Origin of the sequence: Paraburkholderia sp. BL10I2N1 (genome assembly GCF_004361815.1) — a bacterium.
Classification (GTDB): domain Bacteria; phylum Pseudomonadota; class Gammaproteobacteria; order Burkholderiales; family Burkholderiaceae; genus Paraburkholderia.
Map to the genome: position 1 here is coordinate 4,048,203 of NZ_SNWA01000001.1, position 16,128 is coordinate 4,064,330.

Below are 16,128 nucleotides of genomic sequence, written 5' to 3' on the forward strand. Positions count from 1 at the left end.
GCGAAGGTCGGGCTAGAACGCCAAGGTCACGCGCAAGGAGTGCGACGCTCGCGAGCGAGGTGCCTGCAAACGCGGCGGGCGCCGCCTGACCGAGGGTGAGCAGTCCCAGCGCGCCGGTGCCGATCGGCCCCAGCGTGAGCCAGCTCGACGGCTCCAGATCGCGATGCGGCAGCTTGTGGATGAGGAGCCGGAAGAACACGATGGTCAGCACGGAAAATGCGAGCGGCACCGAGATTGCCCACAGCACATAACCCGCACCAATCACGAGGCGGGCCGTTGCGGCGTCGAGATGCGGCGCAAGCGTGGCGGCGCTCGACGCTGCCACTTCAGGCGCGACGACCCTGACAGCGGGGCGCCATACCTGCCCTGGGGGCCGTACCTTGCGGCGGACAACGCGCGGAGATTGCGCGGCGAACTGTTCGCGGTGATCGAGGAACTGGCGCGGGCCGAAGGCTGGACGCGCGAGCGCTACGCCGACACGATGGGCCGTGCCGCAAACGGGCCGCTCACGGACCTGTTGCCGAACATCGAACACTTCCAGGCGAATGTGATCGAGCGCCGCGCCGATATCGATGCGCGGGCGCTGCTGGCGACGCGTTCGTGGCGTTATGAGGGGCGACCGGTAAAGGCGACGAAGCAGGCGGCAAACCCGCCGACCACGAAGGGCGACCCGGACAGGCCGGAAATCACGGACCCGCGCTATGCAGACCCGGTAAAGCGCGCCGCAATGCTCGCATCGAGTCCGCTTGTGCGCGGCGCGGTGACCGGGCGCAAGTACAGCGAGGGGATTTTCGGCACGGATGCGGACCTGCCGGAATACGTCGCGGAGCTTCGCGCGCAGGCCAAGGCAGTGAAGGACGGCGACATGACGGGCCTGGGACGATGCTTGCGACGCAGGCGAATACGCTCGACATGATCTTTAACCACCTTGCCCACAAGGCCGCCTACAGTGAATACCTGAACCAGTTTCAGGCGCATTTAACGCTTGCTCTGAAGGCGCAGGCGCAATGCCGCGCGACGCTCGAAGCCCTGGCGGAAATCAAAAACCCGCGCCCGCTCGCCTTCGTAAAACAGGCGAACATCGCGAACGGGCCGCAACAGGTGAACAACGGCACGCCCGCCGCGACACAGGGCGGCAACGCGCCGCCCGAGCCTCACGCGCGCGGTAAAAATGGCGAGACGGCAAACAAACTATTGGAATCGAACGATGGCGAACGGATGGACGCCGGAACGGCGGGCGCGACAGGCCGAAGCAATCCGGCGTTGGAAACCGTGGGAACGCGCAACGGGGCCATTAACGGACGCGGGCAAAGCGGCAGTGTCCAGTAATGCAACAAAGCACGGTACGAGGTCCGCACGCTGGCGGGCCGAGCTTCGCGAACTCAACACCGTGTTGCGCGAATGCAGGAAACGGCTGAAGCGCTGAATCTGGTGGCATAGATCAAGGCCAAGTTGGGCGTGCCGAAGAAGCGCCACGACCTTGGCGAGCGGTTGATCGAGCTATTCAAGGAGCGCGTTACCGGCGACGAATGGAAATGCATTGTTGCTGAAGCGCGGCGACGGCACGACACGCAGGAACGCCATGATGGTCCGCGTACTGAGACGGGCCAAATTGGTGTTGGCCCGGCTGCATGGATGACGGCCTACGGGGCACAGTCGGCGGCGGGTGCTGCGACCGCCGAAAGCGGTGCCAAGGTCTATCAGATGCTGGCAAAGGGCAACATGTCGCTGTTTCTCGACGTTTGGCCACTGCATATGTTCTACAAGAAATTCGGATTGCAGCGCTTCGAAAAGTGCCTTGAGGGACGTGCACAACTACGCGGCTCGGTTGTCTGGCCGATTGGGGATCGAGTGCCATTCGGCAAACCGACGGACGAAATACGACAAGCATTCAGGGCAATTGATGCGGGGAACATTGAGAGAGGCGTTGAAGCACTGGCGCAGCATGAACAACTCAATATCCTGCAACCGGCCATGTACGACGATCCTGCTTTCGCTCTGCTGATGCGCGCCAATCAATTTGCATGGGCGTTGCATATTCCGACTGGATCGGCGCGGGAAATTCAGCTTGTCTTTGCGAATCAGTGTACGGTGACGGGAGCCAACGCCAAGAACGAACGATTCAGCAAGGAGCCTCTCGCAAATCTCGCCGATCCACACCAGCGCATGGCGTTTGTGCTACGCGCCGCGCAGCGATTCAATCAACTGTTGCACCATCCACTTCAAAAGTATGACGTCGAAAACTCCCTGTATCTCATTGCGCATCCGAGGTAAGCATGCTGAGTCGAAAAATCAGGTGGCCCGGATATCTCGTTTGTGCAGTGGTTGGCTGCGCTGCCGTATGGGGACTGCTCACAATGGCAAAACCCGTTGATGAAGTCGTTCTTACGCTTGGCGAATCTTACGAACAAGTGCGCCAGCAGTCGCGTTCTACGCTTCCTCCGGTTGAACCCGACGCATTTTGGGCAGGCTATATCAATCGTCCGGCAAAATTTCGGTTTGCTGATTCTCGGTATCAGTTTGTGACACCCGCCGCAAAATTTCTGACAGTCGGATATGACGAACGTGGCAATGTTTTGTCGGTTACGCTTTCCCCGCAAGTTGAAACGTTGCCGCTTGATCAGGCAATGGCGGTCATGTTGGATTTGCAGGACCAATTGCAGCGGCACGGCTGGCATCCAATACGTCCCCGCCATTACCCACCGATCAGCAATACGCCTGCGATGATTGAGAGCATCCGGCGCGGGGACGATCCGCAAACCTTCTGGCAGGCCGCTGGCAAATATCAGGTAGCACTCGACATTCGCCGGTTCGTTCACGAAGACAGGCCAAAAGATGAGCGCTACCTGATTACGCTACAACTTAGTGGCCCGCCGCTGATGGAAGACTATCCCAAGGACAATTGACCGAATGTGCTGGCGGACAATTCCGCCAGCATCTGCTATCGAGCCACGATACGGTATTCACCCCAGCAAAGAACAGACATGTGCCGCCCATGCTTCCATCATCGGGCGGCGCTGCTCACGAAAGGCCGTGTCGATGCCTCATGATGTTGAGATTTGTCCATGTGGCAAGACGGCGAAACATGGCGGTTTGACGGGAGATAACGATGAAGGAAAGCAGCAAAGACCAGGATTTCGCCCTGATAGACCGAGCGCGGGCGTTTGCGCTTGGTGCGCACGCCGCCATAAACCAGCGGCGCAAATATACGGGCGAGCCTTATGCAACCCATCTGGCCGAAGTCGCCGAACTGGTAACAGGAGTTCAGGGTGTGAGCGCAGAAATGCTCGCCGCCGCCTGGCTGCACGATACGGTTGAGGACACCGCCGTTTCGCTAGCATTGATCGAGGCGGAGTTTGGTGCATGTGTCGGCAGACTTGTCGGCGAACTGACCGCCATCTCGACACCTGATGATGGCGACCGGGCCACGCGCAAGACGCTGGATCGGACGCATACGGCGCACGCATCGGCAGCCGCGCAGACCATCAAGGCGGCTGATCTCATTTCGAACCTGCGTACGGTTGAGGCCCGCGATCCACTGTTCGCAGCAATCTACATGCGCGAGAAACGGCTGCTGCTGGACGTCCTGACGCGAGCTGATGAATGCCTGCGAACTGACGTGCGTGCCATCATCGACGATTACTTCACGCGGCAGGAGGCAGACGAGCCGACCTGATGTGCGCTGCCGTCACGCTTGCCCCCGCCGATCGCTCTCTCTCGTACCAGCGTAAGGGAACTTTGTTCAAATCACAGAAGAAGCAGGGTACGCAACATATCTGTTTTCGCTGCAACCGGTGCGACGCGCCGCTTACACGCGTTTTGACGGTTGAGGATATGTCGCAGTACACCACGCGCGGCGGCGAGTCGTGGAAATGGGGGCAGCCCTGCTTTCCTGCGGGCTTCGCCATCAAGGAGCGCGGCGACGTGTGGCAAGCCTACGCGGGTTGCTGGCTTGTACAGGAGGATGACGTTATTGGGTTGAGCGTCACGCACCGGGTTGAGCGGACATATGGCTGCTGCGGCATGACGGGTCGGCGTGGCCCCAATCTCGTATGCAGGTGCGGCGAGCATGTGGCAAGCGCCGAAACCGATTGCACCGTGCCGAACTTCGTCGCACTGAGCAAAGGCCGGGTGCATGCCGTAAGGTTGCGCCTTAACGCTGCACGGGCGGAAAGCAACGCGGCTCGCGAAGATGATAGCTTTTGATAGCGGGTTTAGTGATGGGCAGCCAGGTAGCGCCCACTCCCGACGATTGCGTGCGATAGTCCGAATCTTGCGCACCGCCAAGAGGTCGCGACGAATGCCGGTCCGCGTTGATCGAATTTGCCTACACAGTGCCTACACGGATTCCAGAAAGCAAAAAGCCCAGCCATAGAGACCGGGCTAAGCGCTTGATTCTGATGGGGTGGCTGATGGGACTCGAACCCACGACGACAGGAATCACAATCCTGGACTCTACCAACTGAGCTACAGCCACCACTGACACAACTTTTGAACCACATCTGGCTCGCCGTGAACTGGCTCACCGATCAAGAAGCGAGATTATACAAACATGAATTGCGTTTGCCTAGCCCTTTATTCAAACATTTCGACGGGCTCGCGCAGATGAGTGCGTGCCTCGTCGAAGATCGTGAGATCGGCAGCCGCGAGCTTTCTGCTATCTGACAACACACGACGCCAACCGCGCGCGCCGGCCACGCCACGATAGAGACCAAGCGCATGCCGCGTGATACCGCCAAGGTAGGTCCCGCGAGCAAGCTCCGCCGCGCAGTATTCGATGAACTTCTCCTCGATCTGCTCCCGGCTCAGTGCGGCATCCGGCGAACCGTAGAACCGTGCGTCAACGTCGGCGAGCACGTACGGGTTGTGATAAGCCTCACGCCCGAGCATCACGCCATCGACGTGCTGAAGATGCAGCTCTACTTCGTCGAGCGTTTTAACGCCGCCATTGAGGATGATCTCGAGGTTCGGGAAATCGCGTTTCAGCTGATACGCGTAGTCGTATTTGAGCGGCGGGATTTCGCGATTCTCCTTCGGGCTGAGGCCTTTGAGAATCGCGTTGCGCGCATGCACGATGAACACGTCGCAGCCGGCCTCGGCAATGGTGCCGACGAAGTCTCGCACGAAACCGTACTCTTCCACCGCGTCGACGCCGATCCGATGCTTGACCGTCACCGGCACCGACACCACGTCGCGCATCGCTTTCACACAGTCGGCGACGAGTTGCGGTTCGTTCATCAGGCATGCACCGAACGCACCGCGCTGCACGCGCTCCGACGGGCACCCGCAATTCAGGTTGATCTCGTCGTAGCCCCACTGCTCACCCAATTTTGCCGAGCGTGCGAGGTCGTCGGGTTCGCTGCCGCCAAGTTGTAGCGCGACGGGCGCTTCGCCGGGAGTGAATGCCAGATGACGTGCGACGTCGCCGTGAATCAGCGCGCCCGTCGTTACCATCTCCGTGTAAAGCCACGTGTGGCGCGACAGCATGCGATGCAACGAACGACAGTGGCGATCGGTCCAGTCCATCATCGGTGCAACCGAAATCCTGCGAGCGTTGACTGGCATAGAAACCCTTAAATCTCAAACACTTGTGCCATTTGATGTGCAAAAATCCGTGACATTCAAACTTCTTTTTCGCACCTTTTTTTGACTCCGGTGCAACAACCGGTGCAACATACCATTTTTGTTGCACCGGAGAAAGATGATGGGATCGATCACCACTCGCAAGAGCAAGTCCGGCCCCCGCTACACCGCGCTCGTGCGCGTCAAGCGGGACGGCAAGATTGTACACTCCGAGGCCCAGACCTTTGAGCGGCGGGCGGTGGCCGCCGCCTGGATCAAACAGCGCGAGACGGAGCTCTCCGCGCCCGGTGCGCTCACCCCCCGGGAGGACCCGCCGCTCAAGGACGCAATTGGCAGATACATCGAGTCCTTCGAGCAGGGCATCGGCCGCACCAAGGCGCAGTGTCTGCGCACCATCGCCGCCTCCGGGCTGGGCACGGTGCGCTGCTCGAAGGTCGACAGCGTGGCACTCGTGGAGTTCGTCCAGGGGATTGACGCCCAGCCCCAGACGCGCGACAACTACCTCTCCCACCTCGCGGCCGTATTCACGATCGCCCGCCCCGCCTGGGGTATCCCCCTCGACAAGCAGCAGGTCGACGACGCCCGCATGGTACTGCGCAAGCTCGGCGCCACCTCCCGCTCAAGGAAGCGCGACCGCCGGCCGACAGTCGAGGAGCTGGGCGCCATCCTCGGCTACTACCTCGAGATGGATGCGCGCGGGCGCGCCGCGATTCCCATGCTCCAGATCATCCCGTTCGCCCTCTACTCCACGCGACGCCAGGAGGAGATCTGCCGCATCACGTGGGAGGACTACCAGGGCGACCGCGTGCTGGTGCGCGACATGAAGCACCCGGGACAGAAGATCGGCAACGACACGTGGTGCGACCTGCCGCCCGAAGCGCGCCGGATCATCGACGCCATGCCGAAGGGCACCGGCCGCATCTTCCCCTACAACCACAGGTCCGTCAGCGCATCGTTCACCAAGGCATGCAAGTTCCTCAAGATTGACGACCTGCACTTCCACGACCTGCGTCACGAGGGGGCGAGCCGGCTCTTTGAGATGGGGTGGAATATCCCGCACGTGGCAGCCGTGACGGGCCATCGCAGCTGGCAGAGCCTGAAGCGGTACGCCCACCTGCGTCAGGCGGGCGACCGGTGGGCGGGCTGGCAGTGGCTGGAGTCAGTGGCGGCTATGCCGACCGCATAATGTGTGCCCGCGCACACGCGATGGCGGATAACGCCTGGTTGATGTCCGAACCTGGTGGCATTCGTCTGTAGACTCGGTATTGCCAGTTCGACCCCAGATTAAAGACTGCGGTCCCCTCCGCGGTTTTTTTGTAGCTCCGGGGTCAACTTTTAGATCCCCCCGGCGGGAATGATGCACTCCGAAGCCCTGCTGAATTCGCCATGTAAGCCCGGGGGGGTCTCTTTTTTACTTCTTCAGCCGCGCCGTGTTCTTCATCTGGTTGTAGGTGTAGTCCGCCGGTTTCTTTCCTGCCGCCTTCGCGGCACGGTCCCTGGCCCGCTCCGCGGCCGTCATCGAGTTACGCGCTTCGCCCTTCGGGGTGAGCTGCTGCGTACCCTTCTTCAACACCCCATTCTTCTGCAACGAGGACGTGGCGACCGCCGCGGCCTGCGACTTGCCCATCCCCTTCTTCTCAAGCTGGCCCTCGAGCCGCTCCAGGATCTTCGGCATCACTGCTCTCCCTGCTGCTGTATGTAAGCACCCCGGCTGCGGCCCGTCTCAACCCCGCCGACGATCGAGTTCTCCCGCCGGCCCTGGTTCATCGGCGCACGCAGCAGCGTGGAGAACGGCGAGGGCTTCAGGCCGTTGCTGCGCATCTGCTCCTGCATCGTTTTCCACTGACCCTGCAGGTCACGCAGCGTGGCCGAGTCACCGTCGCGGTAGGCCTTCGCGTACTGGTTGACCATCTGCTGCGAGTGCTGCTGGAAGAACGTCTGCGCGTTGTGGAACTCGGCGGCCCGCCGGTAGCTGTCCTCGATCTTCATCGGCGTGACGCCCGCGGCCTGCAGCGCTACATCAAATGCCGAGATGTCTTCTGGCTTGATGATCGTATCGTTGCGGCTGTTGGTGAGGCCATCGGCCGCGAGGCCATACGCCTTCATCCCGTCGCGGATCCCCGAGGGCACCATCTGCTCGAGCCCGTGGTAGTAGTCGCCCTGCATGATCCTGCCGGCACCGGTGAGCACATTCGGGAGCGTGGTACCCAGCATCGGCCCCAGCGCGGCGAGCATGTACGACTTGTAGTCATCCGCGGCGGTCTTGCCACCATTCACGTTGGCGCGACCGAGCGGGTTCAGGATGTCACCGGCCCCGATGCGGTTCGTGAGATCGATGCCGAGCGCAGCCGGGGCACCGTGCAGGATGATATCCGCCAGGAACTTGTCGCCGATCACGCGGCGGAAGTACGACTCCGGGTCCTCGGGTACGTCCGAGTCGCTGAAGATCTTCTGGATCGCATAGGCCAGCAGCTGCGCGCCGGGAATGCCCATCGCGCCGGCCAGCACCCCGTAGTGCAGCGCCATGTAGCCCAGTGCTTTCCCGCCAACCACACGCTCTTCCGGCGAGGCGCCGGTAAACGCCTGGTGCGCGAGGCGCGCGACGATCGACGTGTGGATGATGTTGAACTTGCGGAACTGCGCCATGAGCCGCACCGGCAGCCCCGGGGCGTTACCCGGCATGAGGGCGCGCGGCGTGTTGGCCGCCGAGTAGTCCCCGTACGCCTGGCGCACCACGTCACGGGCGAACTTCGTCCCGGCCGCGTGCGCCGCGTCAGCGTCACCGCCCCGGTTGAGCGAGTCAGCGTGCGCGAGGCGGTAGGCCGCCAGCGCCGAGAGGGTGCGGTTATAGCCTTCGAGACCGCGCGCGACCATCGTCACCTTGTTCATCGCTGTGGCACCAGCCCGGGTCAGCTGGTTGCTGGAGAACACCTCCGGCTTGCCGTACTCCGACTCATGACCCGCATCCAGTACCCCCTGCCTCTGCAGCGTGGTGAGCATTCCACGCTCGTCCCCCACGCGGCTCACGTGTTTGCTCACGTCGAGCTTCAGCGCATTGCCCCCCTTCCCGAGCTTCGCCGTATCCTGCGCCGCCCCGATCATCTCCTTCCACGCTGCACCGTAACCGTGTCGGGCGCCCAGTATCGGGTGCGCCATCGTCACAGGCTGTGCGATGTACTGCAGGTAGTGCGCGGGCGAGGTCAGCAGGCGCCAGGCCGTGTTGAACATCAGCAGGTTGTCCATGACGCGCGACGGCCGGTTGTTCGCCTGCGCGATGGCCCGCTTCTGGAACTCGTTGACGATGTCGGTGCGCGCGGGACGCTGCGCGCCGCCCTGCTTCGCTTCGTCGGCCATGCCCTTCATCGCGTCGGCGATCTTCGCGCCGTGCAGCATGGTCGAGACCAGCTGGTTGTGGCGCAGCCCGTTCTGGAAGAACGACTCAAGCCCCTGCTTCGCGATCACGCCAGGAATGTTTTTACGCTTGAGCTCCCCGGCGCGTGCACTCGTGTCCGCGATGGACTGCAGGTACATGTCCGTGAGCGCGCGGTCCATCGCAGCGGCGTACTCCTTGCCCTGCGGCGTGCCGGTGTCGAAGTAGTCGCGCATCTTCGCGCGCCACTGTTCGAGTTGCCGCCAGCTCGCACCGTGGCTGTCCTTGAAGTACACGTCCTTGGCCATGGGCTGCGCGTTGCCGGCACCGTACTTCGCCTCAAGCTCCTTGGCGAGTGCACGCGCTTCGCCCATCGTGCGGGTCTGCGTGTACACGTAGTGGTCCGGGTCCTTCCTGAGCGTGTCCATGCGCGGCGTGTCTTCCGCCGCTTCCGCTGCCTTGTAGGTGGCGGACTTGGCTTCCACGACATAGTCGCCGTGGCGGCGCAGCGGCAGGTAGGGGCCGGGCATCTCTGCACCGGCCACCCTGGGGGCGTCGGCCCCCATCATCTTGCGGACCTCTTCCTCGGCCGCGCGCAGCTGCGAGCGCTGCGCGGCACCGTGCTCGTTGACCGCCTTGATAACCTCCTGCACCGACGCGGGGAGCGCATTGAAGCGGGCCTTCGTGGCAGGGTCCACGGTGACGCCGGACTTCCACGCGGGGTCATAGCCCCACTTCTGGGACATCGTCGTTTCAGTCAGGAAGGTGCTCGCCATGTCACGCTGCGGCAGCGAGAGCGCCGAGGCCTTCTGGCCGATTTCACCGAGCTGGTTGTCGAGCGTGCGACGGTAGGCGTCCTGCTCGCCGTGCAGGTCCATGTACTCGCGGGGGGCTTCCATGCCCAGACGTGAGGACGCCCAGTCAGCGAGATCGTGACCGAACGTGAGCGCCTGCGTGCCGCGCTTCGCGGCGTGCGCGAGGGTGTCGTAGGTGCGCTGGACCGGCGAGGCGAGCCCTTCCGGCAGCGCCGAGATCAGACGTTCTGCGCGGGGTCGGCGTTCGTCGACGGAGTCGTGGTCGTAGTCGGGTCCACGGGACTGGAGGCTACGCTCTGGGCTCCCGGCTGCGTCTGCTGTTGCTGCATCGCCGCTTCCGCCTTCGCGAAGTCGAACGGCTGCAGGTTCGCCGGCTGCGCGATTTTCGAAACCCGTGGCGCGCTGTTCTGCGCCATCGCCCGAGCGAGCGAGAAGCGCTTCTGGAGATTGCTGGACATCGTTGGTCACCTCGCGCATGAATGCGGAAGATTCGGGCGCGTATCGTTCGAGAATTGCACGGCCGCGGGGGTCAGTGTACATCGAACCGAGCTGCGCAAACAGCTCCGCCTGCGCATCCTGGCGGTCAAGGTCAGGGTGTTGTCCGCGATTGAGCGGGTAGTCGAAGTACTGCTCGAATGCACCGTCCGTGGGGTCGTTGGACCAGAGGTCATGCAGCTCGCGCGCGACGCTGCCTTCCGGCGCCCAGTCATCGGCGAACTCTTCAAGCCGCATCTCCGGCTGCACCGAATACACCCCGCCATGCAGGGCGTTGTCGATGCCGTGCCAGAGCTCATGGGTGATCGCGTGCTGCACCAGCGCGGGGCTGCCATGCTGGAGCACCGAGGCGTTGAGCGTGATCTTGACCGTGCCGTCGCGGTTCAGGGTGATCTCACCGCCCACCCCATCGGGCAGACGGCTGACCGACCAGTGGTCCACCGAGTCCACCGCGTGGGGGATACCCAGGTGGCGCAGGTTCGCCGTGACGGTCGACACGTTACCATAGCGCGCTTCCACCCCGCGGAACTCGGCGCTGCGCGACTGGTACGCATCGGGGTAGTCGTTGGAGTCGAGCCGGTTGACGATCTGTGCCTTGTCGGCGAGCGTGCCGTTGCCGTTCCCGACGAACTCATCCCAGTCACTGCGCAGCGACTCAGGCAGGTCGTCATAGGCAACGTTGCTCGGCACGGTGGCCTCGTGTGCCTCCCACGCCTCACGGCCCCGGTCCTCGGAGGTCTTCCAGGCGTCGGGGTTCTGCTTCGCCTGCGCTTCGAGCTCGGCGACTTTCGTCCTGGCCTTGAGCCACTTGTCCCTGTCGACGCGCGAGCCGTCGCCATTGGCGACTAACGCGTCCCAGTCGTTGCGCAGGGCTTTCGGCAGGTCGTCATAGGCGACGTTGTCCGCCGAGGTGGCTCCGTGCGCATCCCACGCCTCACGGCCACCGTTCTCGGAGGCGTTCCCGGCGCCGGGGTTCTTGCCCGCCGGTGCCTCGATCGCAGCGAGTTTCTTCTGGGCCTTGAGCCACTGGTCGGTCAGGTCGCCCGTGTCCTTCCACTTCGACTGCGAGCCACCGGCCGACTTGACGACACCCATGCTCTGGGTGACGCCACGGTCCTCATCGCCATGCAGCTCGTTGCCCTCGACGCGCATCTCGTCCGCCGAAGCGGGCGTGGCGTCTTCGGCCTTCGCCGCGTGCTCGTTCTCGTCGTAGGCCGTCTCCCCGGTCGGCACATCGGCAGGCTCTTCATGCATGAGCTGCATGATGTCTTCCGGCGTGTAGCCGAGCCGGTTGGCTGCCGCGACCACCTTCGGGCCGAGGCTCTTCTCGCCGACGATCTGTGTGATGCGCGAGTGATCAAGCCCGTACTTGTCGCCCAGCTCACGGTGCGACATGTCGTTGACGAAGTGATCCTGCAGGATGTTGAAATCCCGCTCAGCGTTCTTCGTGCCGGCCAGCGCCTCGCGCCACAGCCGGTCACGCGCCTCGTTCTTCTGCGCCGAGTCAGCCGTTGTTGCCGGTGCGGGTTTGACGGCTGGTGCTTGCGGCGCTGCAGGAGCGGGCTCGGACAGAACCTGTTTCTGGATCTTGACGAAGCCGGGGCTGCGGTCCGGGACCTCGTGGATGTTGGCGATATTGTTGCGATCGAGGTAGCGCAGCAGATCCGCGCCGATACCTCTCCCCCGTGCGTCTTCTGTGACTGCGATGGAGTCGAGCATCCCGCGTTTGATATGGGCGGCACCGACCACGTTGTCGCCATCCAGTATCTGCACCCGCGTGTTACCCGCCTTCGCTGCATCCACCCGCGCCGTCAGGCCGTTGCCCAGATCCTCGGTGTGGGTCAGCACGGGGTCAGTGGTGAACTGCTTCGGATCTGCGTTCGCGCGGTCAAACATCTGCGCGCGAAACTCGGCCTGCTTCTGGACAGCAGTCTTCCCCCCGAGGGTGTCCTTTACGTTATCCGCAAAGTTCGAGAACAGCTTCCCTACCGGCGTACCCTTCGGTTGCGTCCTGCCTACGGTACGCCCTGCACCCGGCGCCTGACCCGCAAATGTGTTGTTCTTCTGCGCCTGCGCGAGCGCATCCGTTACTTCCTGGGCTTCGGTCCCGCCAGCTGCATGTCCGCCACCAGGTACAGCGGCATCCCCAGCCGGGCTGCTATCCGCTGCTCCCGCGCCTCGTACGCTGCTGTCTCGTGCGGCTCCTGCTTGCTCGTCAAGCGGTTGTCGCAGCTCACCTGCTGGTCGAACTGGTACGGGTCCCACGCCTGCGGGTCGTCCAGCAACGTCCCCGGCAGCGGCTTGCTGTTGCTGTCCATTTCCACCTCTCCGTTTCAGTTGGATGAAACCGCCCGTCTTCTGGACAGGCGGCGTTACAGGCTGTTCTTGCCCGGCTTGGGCAGATCCTGGCTGTACATCTGCCGGTTGTTGTCCTTGAAGTTGGGCGACTTCGGCGGCTTGGGCGCTTTCGGCGGGGCTGCTACCTTCGGCGGCGGCGGGGCCTTGAGGGCCTGGGGCGCTGCTATCCTGGGCGCTGCCGGCACCGCGATTTTCGGGGCCGACACTTTGGGTCCCGCCAGGTTGGGCGTTGCTATCTTGGGCGCCGCTGGCATTGACACCTTCGGTCCCGCTCCGATCTTGGCCATTTACATCTCCATGAAGAATCTTGTTGCGCCACGCAGTCAGGATCTGGACCTTGTCCAGCGACGTCTGGGCCTTTGAGTTCGCCAGGCGGTTGATCGCCATGTCGATCTTCGCCGCCGCCTGTGCGAGCGTCGGCGCTTCGTTGACACCGGTCAGCCTCACCAGCTTGTCGATGTCACTCATCGCCGGGTACGGACCCGGTTCGGTGCTGCGCTGGTCGGGCGCGGCGACGCGGTCTTCGCGCCAGGCATCCGAGAGCAGCTGTTCGGCGTCGTGCTGCACCGGAGACTTCTGCGCCTCCTTCGTGAGCAGCTTGTCGACGTACCTGTTGTAGTCCGGCGTGGTGCCATGCTCCTGGCCGTCGAACGCGTGCGCGCCGACCACCACCTCGCCAAGTGCCGGGTGCACCAGGTCTGCGCGCGGGCCGACCTTCGCAAAGAGGCTCTGCAGCAACCCCTCGCGCGCCTGCGCGCTCTGGGCCTGCTGGGCAGCGGCCTGGGCCTGCGGCTGCTCACGTATATCGAACAGGTTGCCCTGCGTCATCGGCCCCTGTTCAACCTGGGTCTGCGGCTCGTGCAGCGTGAACGGCGTCTCTTCGCCAAGCGCTGCCTGCACGTCCTGTTCAGTGGTCGCGGGCGGACGGCCGATGCCGAGGTTGCGATCGATCATGTCCTGCACCGGCAGGCCCTGCCCGGGACGGATGACGGGCACCCCGTTCGACGGCTGGGTGTCGTACAGGTCACCCTGCGGGCCTGCGTCAAGCGCCGTATCGTGGCCGGCGTTGAGTGCGTCAACATGCCCGCCAACGTTGTACGGGTTGATCGGGAACAGGTCACCCTGCTGCCCCTGCGATGGGTCGAGCGCTTCCTCGACAGGATCCGCCGTAGGCGTCCGCTCGTTCGCACCGGGGAGCGCCGAGCGCTGGCCGTGGAACATGCCCATGCCGACACCCGCGAGCGCACCGCCGACAAAGCCACCGAGCGCGGACGAACCGACACCCTGGCTCCATGGCTTGCCTTCACCGACGTTCTCACCGGCCGTCGAGCCGGCGTTCATCGCCGCACCCTGCACACCCTGATCGACTGCGTTGGCGGTGGCACGCCCGAGGAAGTCTCCCGCGAAGCGCGTGCCGAGTGCAGTCGCGGCGGGCGTGAGGAACCTGCTGCCGAGCCCCACGGTTGCAGCGGACACGGTGCCAGCGACACCGGCAGCCTCGTACATGCCCTTCGTGTTGTTCGGGTCCTGGTCGAGCACGTTCTGCCCGGCTTCACCGGCGGACTGCGCGCCGAATACGAGCGGTGCGGCGGGGCCAGCGGCCATCCCTACAGCGAGGCCCGGCGCCATCTGCAGCGCGCGACCGGCGAGCGTGCTCGGGTTGCGCAGCATCGCACCGGCCGTCTGGCCGAATCCATGCGCCTGCTCAACCTGCTGCTCGGCCTGCTGGCGTGCGGCCGAATAGTCACGTGAGAGGTCCGCCTGCTGCTGGGCACCGTTGAGGTCCTGCGGCAGCGGCATGCCGTGCTGCGCGAGCATCTGGCGATAGTCTTCCATCGCCTGGCTGGACGTGTTGCCCGAGGCTTCGCTGCCGAGACCCTTCAGCGCCTGGCCAAGCCCCGAGACGCCCTTGAGCACATCCACGCCGAGATCCGCCACGCGACGGAACGGGCTCTGCCGCGGATGGTCGTCATCGTCCCCCGCATCGACAGGCTGGAACCCCTGCAGCACGCCACCGGACTGCTGGTCAGACTGGGCAGGGCCGGCGCCTACCGGCTGGAACCCTTCAAGGATCGGCACGCGCGCTCCTTAATAGTTCGCGTTGTCGTAGAGACCCGGCTGCGTCGGCATGCCCGCAGGCAACGGTGCACCACCCCCGCCCTGCGGGTTATAGCCCGGCGGCGGCAGCGGCGGCGGGTTGCCCCCTTGCGGTAAGGCCGTCTGACGCTGGGGCGTGAAGGTCGCAAGGGCTTCCTGCTCGCTGCCGTACCACTGGCCATCCGAGCCCTGATACCCCGTCTGCCCCTGCGCGTTCTGTGCGGTCGGCACGCCGTTAGGGGTGGTCTTGCCACCGGGCGCACCCATGCCCTGCCCGAGCTTCGTGACCTTCATCTGGCCGTTCTTGCCCATCTGCACGACGGTGCCGCCGTTCTGGTCCAGATACGTGTTCGGGTTGTTCGGGTCGGCCATCCACTTCGGGCGGTTGCCCTGGGCCTGCACGCGCGCGGCGGCCGTATTGGCACCGCCATAGGCACGCGCGTAGGCCATGCCGTTGGGCGACGAAACCATCAGGTATTTCTGCACGAGCGCCTGGCCCTGCGGCGAGGCAAGCTGTTCAGGCGTGAGTGCGTTGAGCTGGTCACGCAGCTGACCGGCGGCCCGGGCGGTGCCGAGGTTGACGTCCTCGAGGTTGGTCTGCGCATTAGTGAGGCCCGTGCGCGCCTCCATCTCGCCGGCCTGGGCGCCGTACATCTGGCCGCGCTGCGGAGCAATCAACGCTTCCGCGTTCGACTGGTTGGCAGCGCCCGTGTTGCGGGCGATCTCGGACGGCGCCATCGAGGCGCGCGTGCCTGAGTCCTGCAGCGCGGCCTGCCCGTGCAGCATCGACGCATCGGCCGTCTGCATCTGCGGCAGCAGGGTCGGGTCGGCGGCCAGCAGCGAGTTGCGCAGGATGCCGTTCTGCAGCGCGCCGGCCCCCGCGAGCAGCGTGGGCGCATGCGTGAGGTCGTAGGTCTGCCCGCTCGGCTGGCCATTGGGGTTCATCAGCGCGAGCGAGTTGCCATCGGGCGAGAGCTGATACTTGATGCCCTGCAGGTCGGCCTGCGAGAGCAGGGTCTTGCGCGCCGTGGCGATGTCGCCCGAGCTGACCGCCGAATCCACGCTGTTATAGAAGTCGTGCGCCGCCTTGCCGGCATCCATGATGCCCTGTGTCTTCGTGTTCGCGAGGTTGAGCCCCGTCGCCTGCGCGCCCTCGCGGCCGTACTGCATCGCCTGCAGCGGCTGGCCGTGACGGGCCATCGCCGTCTGGACATCCTGGTTATAGGTGGGCGAGTTGGGGTCGAGCTGCGAAAGGTCCTGCTGCAGCCCCACCGTCTGCTGGTACTGGTTGTTCTGGACGTTGTACTGCAGCTGCCGCAGACGGTTCTGCTGCATCTGGTCGTAGACGTTCATGCCGCTGTTCATCGCGGCACCCGCTGCAACCCCCCAATCGATGTGGCCCATACTCGC

Annotated in this window: 10 protein-coding genes, 1 tRNA gene and 1 pseudogene; 6 read left to right on the plus strand and 6 right to left on the minus strand. The window is 64.1% G+C overall.

Translation table 11 applies throughout. The annotated features are described in order from the left end of the window. Positions 1-13: 13 nt before the first annotated feature. Positions 14-340 (minus strand): annotated as a pseudogene (locus B0G77_RS18765) (C4-dicarboxylate ABC transporter); the annotation flags it as partial. A 63-nt stretch (positions 341-403) separates the two neighbouring features. On the opposite strand from B0G77_RS18765, the gene B0G77_RS45560 reads away from it, so the two are divergent. From B0G77_RS45560 to B0G77_RS18790, 5 genes are all read left to right on the plus strand, one after another. Continuing rightward, entirely contained in the window at positions 404-916 is a 513-nt protein-coding gene (locus B0G77_RS45560; RefSeq protein WP_347814181.1) for a hypothetical protein, read from the plus strand. Continuing rightward, entirely contained in the window at positions 883-1,329 is a 447-nt protein-coding gene (locus B0G77_RS18775; RefSeq protein ID WP_347814169.1) for a hypothetical protein, read from the plus strand. Before B0G77_RS45560 ends, B0G77_RS18775 begins: the two co-directional genes overlap by 34 nt. 129 nt (positions 1,330-1,458) lie before the next feature. Beyond that, positions 1,459-2,274: a hypothetical protein gene (locus tag B0G77_RS18780; RefSeq protein ID WP_243751044.1), complete on the plus strand. Its 816-nt coding sequence runs from the start codon at positions 1,459-1,461 to the stop codon at positions 2,272-2,274. A gap of 83 nt (positions 2,275-2,357) precedes the next feature. Further along, a complete protein-coding gene (locus B0G77_RS18785; RefSeq protein ID WP_243751045.1) occupies positions 2,358-2,906 on the plus strand; it encodes a flagellar biosynthesis sigma factor in 549 nt (182 codons plus the stop codon). A 203-nt stretch (positions 2,907-3,109) separates the two neighbouring features. Next, positions 3,110-3,676, plus strand: a complete 567-nt coding sequence (locus B0G77_RS18790; RefSeq protein ID WP_133663464.1) for an HD domain-containing protein — start codon at positions 3,110-3,112, stop codon at positions 3,674-3,676. Positions 3,677-4,401: 725 nt separating this feature from the next. Here the strand turns inward: B0G77_RS18790 and B0G77_RS18795 are convergent. Continuing rightward, positions 4,402-4,477 (minus strand) — tRNA-His (locus tag B0G77_RS18795). Between the two features lie 98 nt (positions 4,478-4,575). Further along, a complete protein-coding gene (gene dusA, locus B0G77_RS18800; protein ID WP_133663465.1) occupies positions 4,576-5,565 on the minus strand; it encodes a tRNA dihydrouridine(20/20a) synthase DusA in 990 nt (329 codons plus the stop codon). Between the two features lie 139 nt (positions 5,566-5,704). On the opposite strand from dusA, the gene B0G77_RS18805 reads away from it, so the two are divergent. After that, on the plus strand, positions 5,705-6,769 hold the full coding sequence (locus B0G77_RS18805) for a site-specific integrase (protein WP_133663466.1): 1,065 nt from the start codon (positions 5,705-5,707) through the stop codon (positions 6,767-6,769). A 225-nt stretch (positions 6,770-6,994) separates the two neighbouring features. Here B0G77_RS18805 and B0G77_RS18810 read toward each other — a convergent pair whose 3' ends face one another. The 3 genes from B0G77_RS18810 to B0G77_RS18820 are packed head-to-tail and all read right to left on the minus strand — an operon-like array spanning position 6,995 to position 16,122. After that, positions 6,995-7,258 (minus strand): hypothetical protein, encoded by a 264-nt coding sequence (locus tag B0G77_RS18810; protein WP_133663467.1) that lies wholly within the window; start codon positions 7,256-7,258, stop codon positions 6,995-6,997. Then, a complete protein-coding gene (locus B0G77_RS18815; protein WP_133663468.1) occupies positions 7,258-14,700 on the minus strand; it encodes a PLxRFG domain-containing protein in 7,443 nt (2,480 codons plus the stop codon). Before B0G77_RS18815 ends, B0G77_RS18810 begins: the two co-directional genes overlap by 1 nt. Positions 14,701-14,709: 9 nt before the next feature. After that, positions 14,710-16,122 carry a hypothetical protein gene (locus B0G77_RS18820; protein ID WP_133663469.1) on the minus strand — a complete coding sequence of 471 codons (1,413 nt, stop codon included), beginning with the start codon at positions 16,120-16,122 and terminating at the stop codon, positions 14,710-14,712. Positions 16,123-16,128: the final 6 nt, after the last annotated feature.

Bases quoted from the DNA above. Each gene is read 5' to 3' on its own strand.
- B0G77_RS18775 (WP_347814169.1), top strand. From the start codon at position 883: ATGCTTGCGACGCAGGCGAATACGCTCGACATGATCTTTAACCACCTT.
- B0G77_RS18785 (WP_243751045.1), top strand. From the start codon at position 2,358: ATGGCAAAACCCGTTGATGAAGTCGTTCTTACGCTTGGCGAATCTTAC.
- dusA (WP_133663465.1), bottom strand. From the start codon at position 5,565: ATGCCAGTCAACGCTCGCAGGATTTCGGTTGCACCGATGATGGACTGG.
- B0G77_RS18820 (WP_133663469.1), bottom strand. From the start codon at position 16,122: ATGGGCCACATCGATTGGGGGGTTGCAGCGGGTGCCGCGATGAACAGC.
- B0G77_RS18790 (WP_133663464.1), top strand. From the start codon at position 3,110: ATGAAGGAAAGCAGCAAAGACCAGGATTTCGCCCTGATAGACCGAGCG.
- B0G77_RS18810 (WP_133663467.1), bottom strand. From the start codon at position 7,258: ATGCCGAAGATCCTGGAGCGGCTCGAGGGCCAGCTTGAGAAGAAGGGG.
- B0G77_RS18805 (WP_133663466.1), top strand. From the start codon at position 5,705: ATGGGATCGATCACCACTCGCAAGAGCAAGTCCGGCCCCCGCTACACC.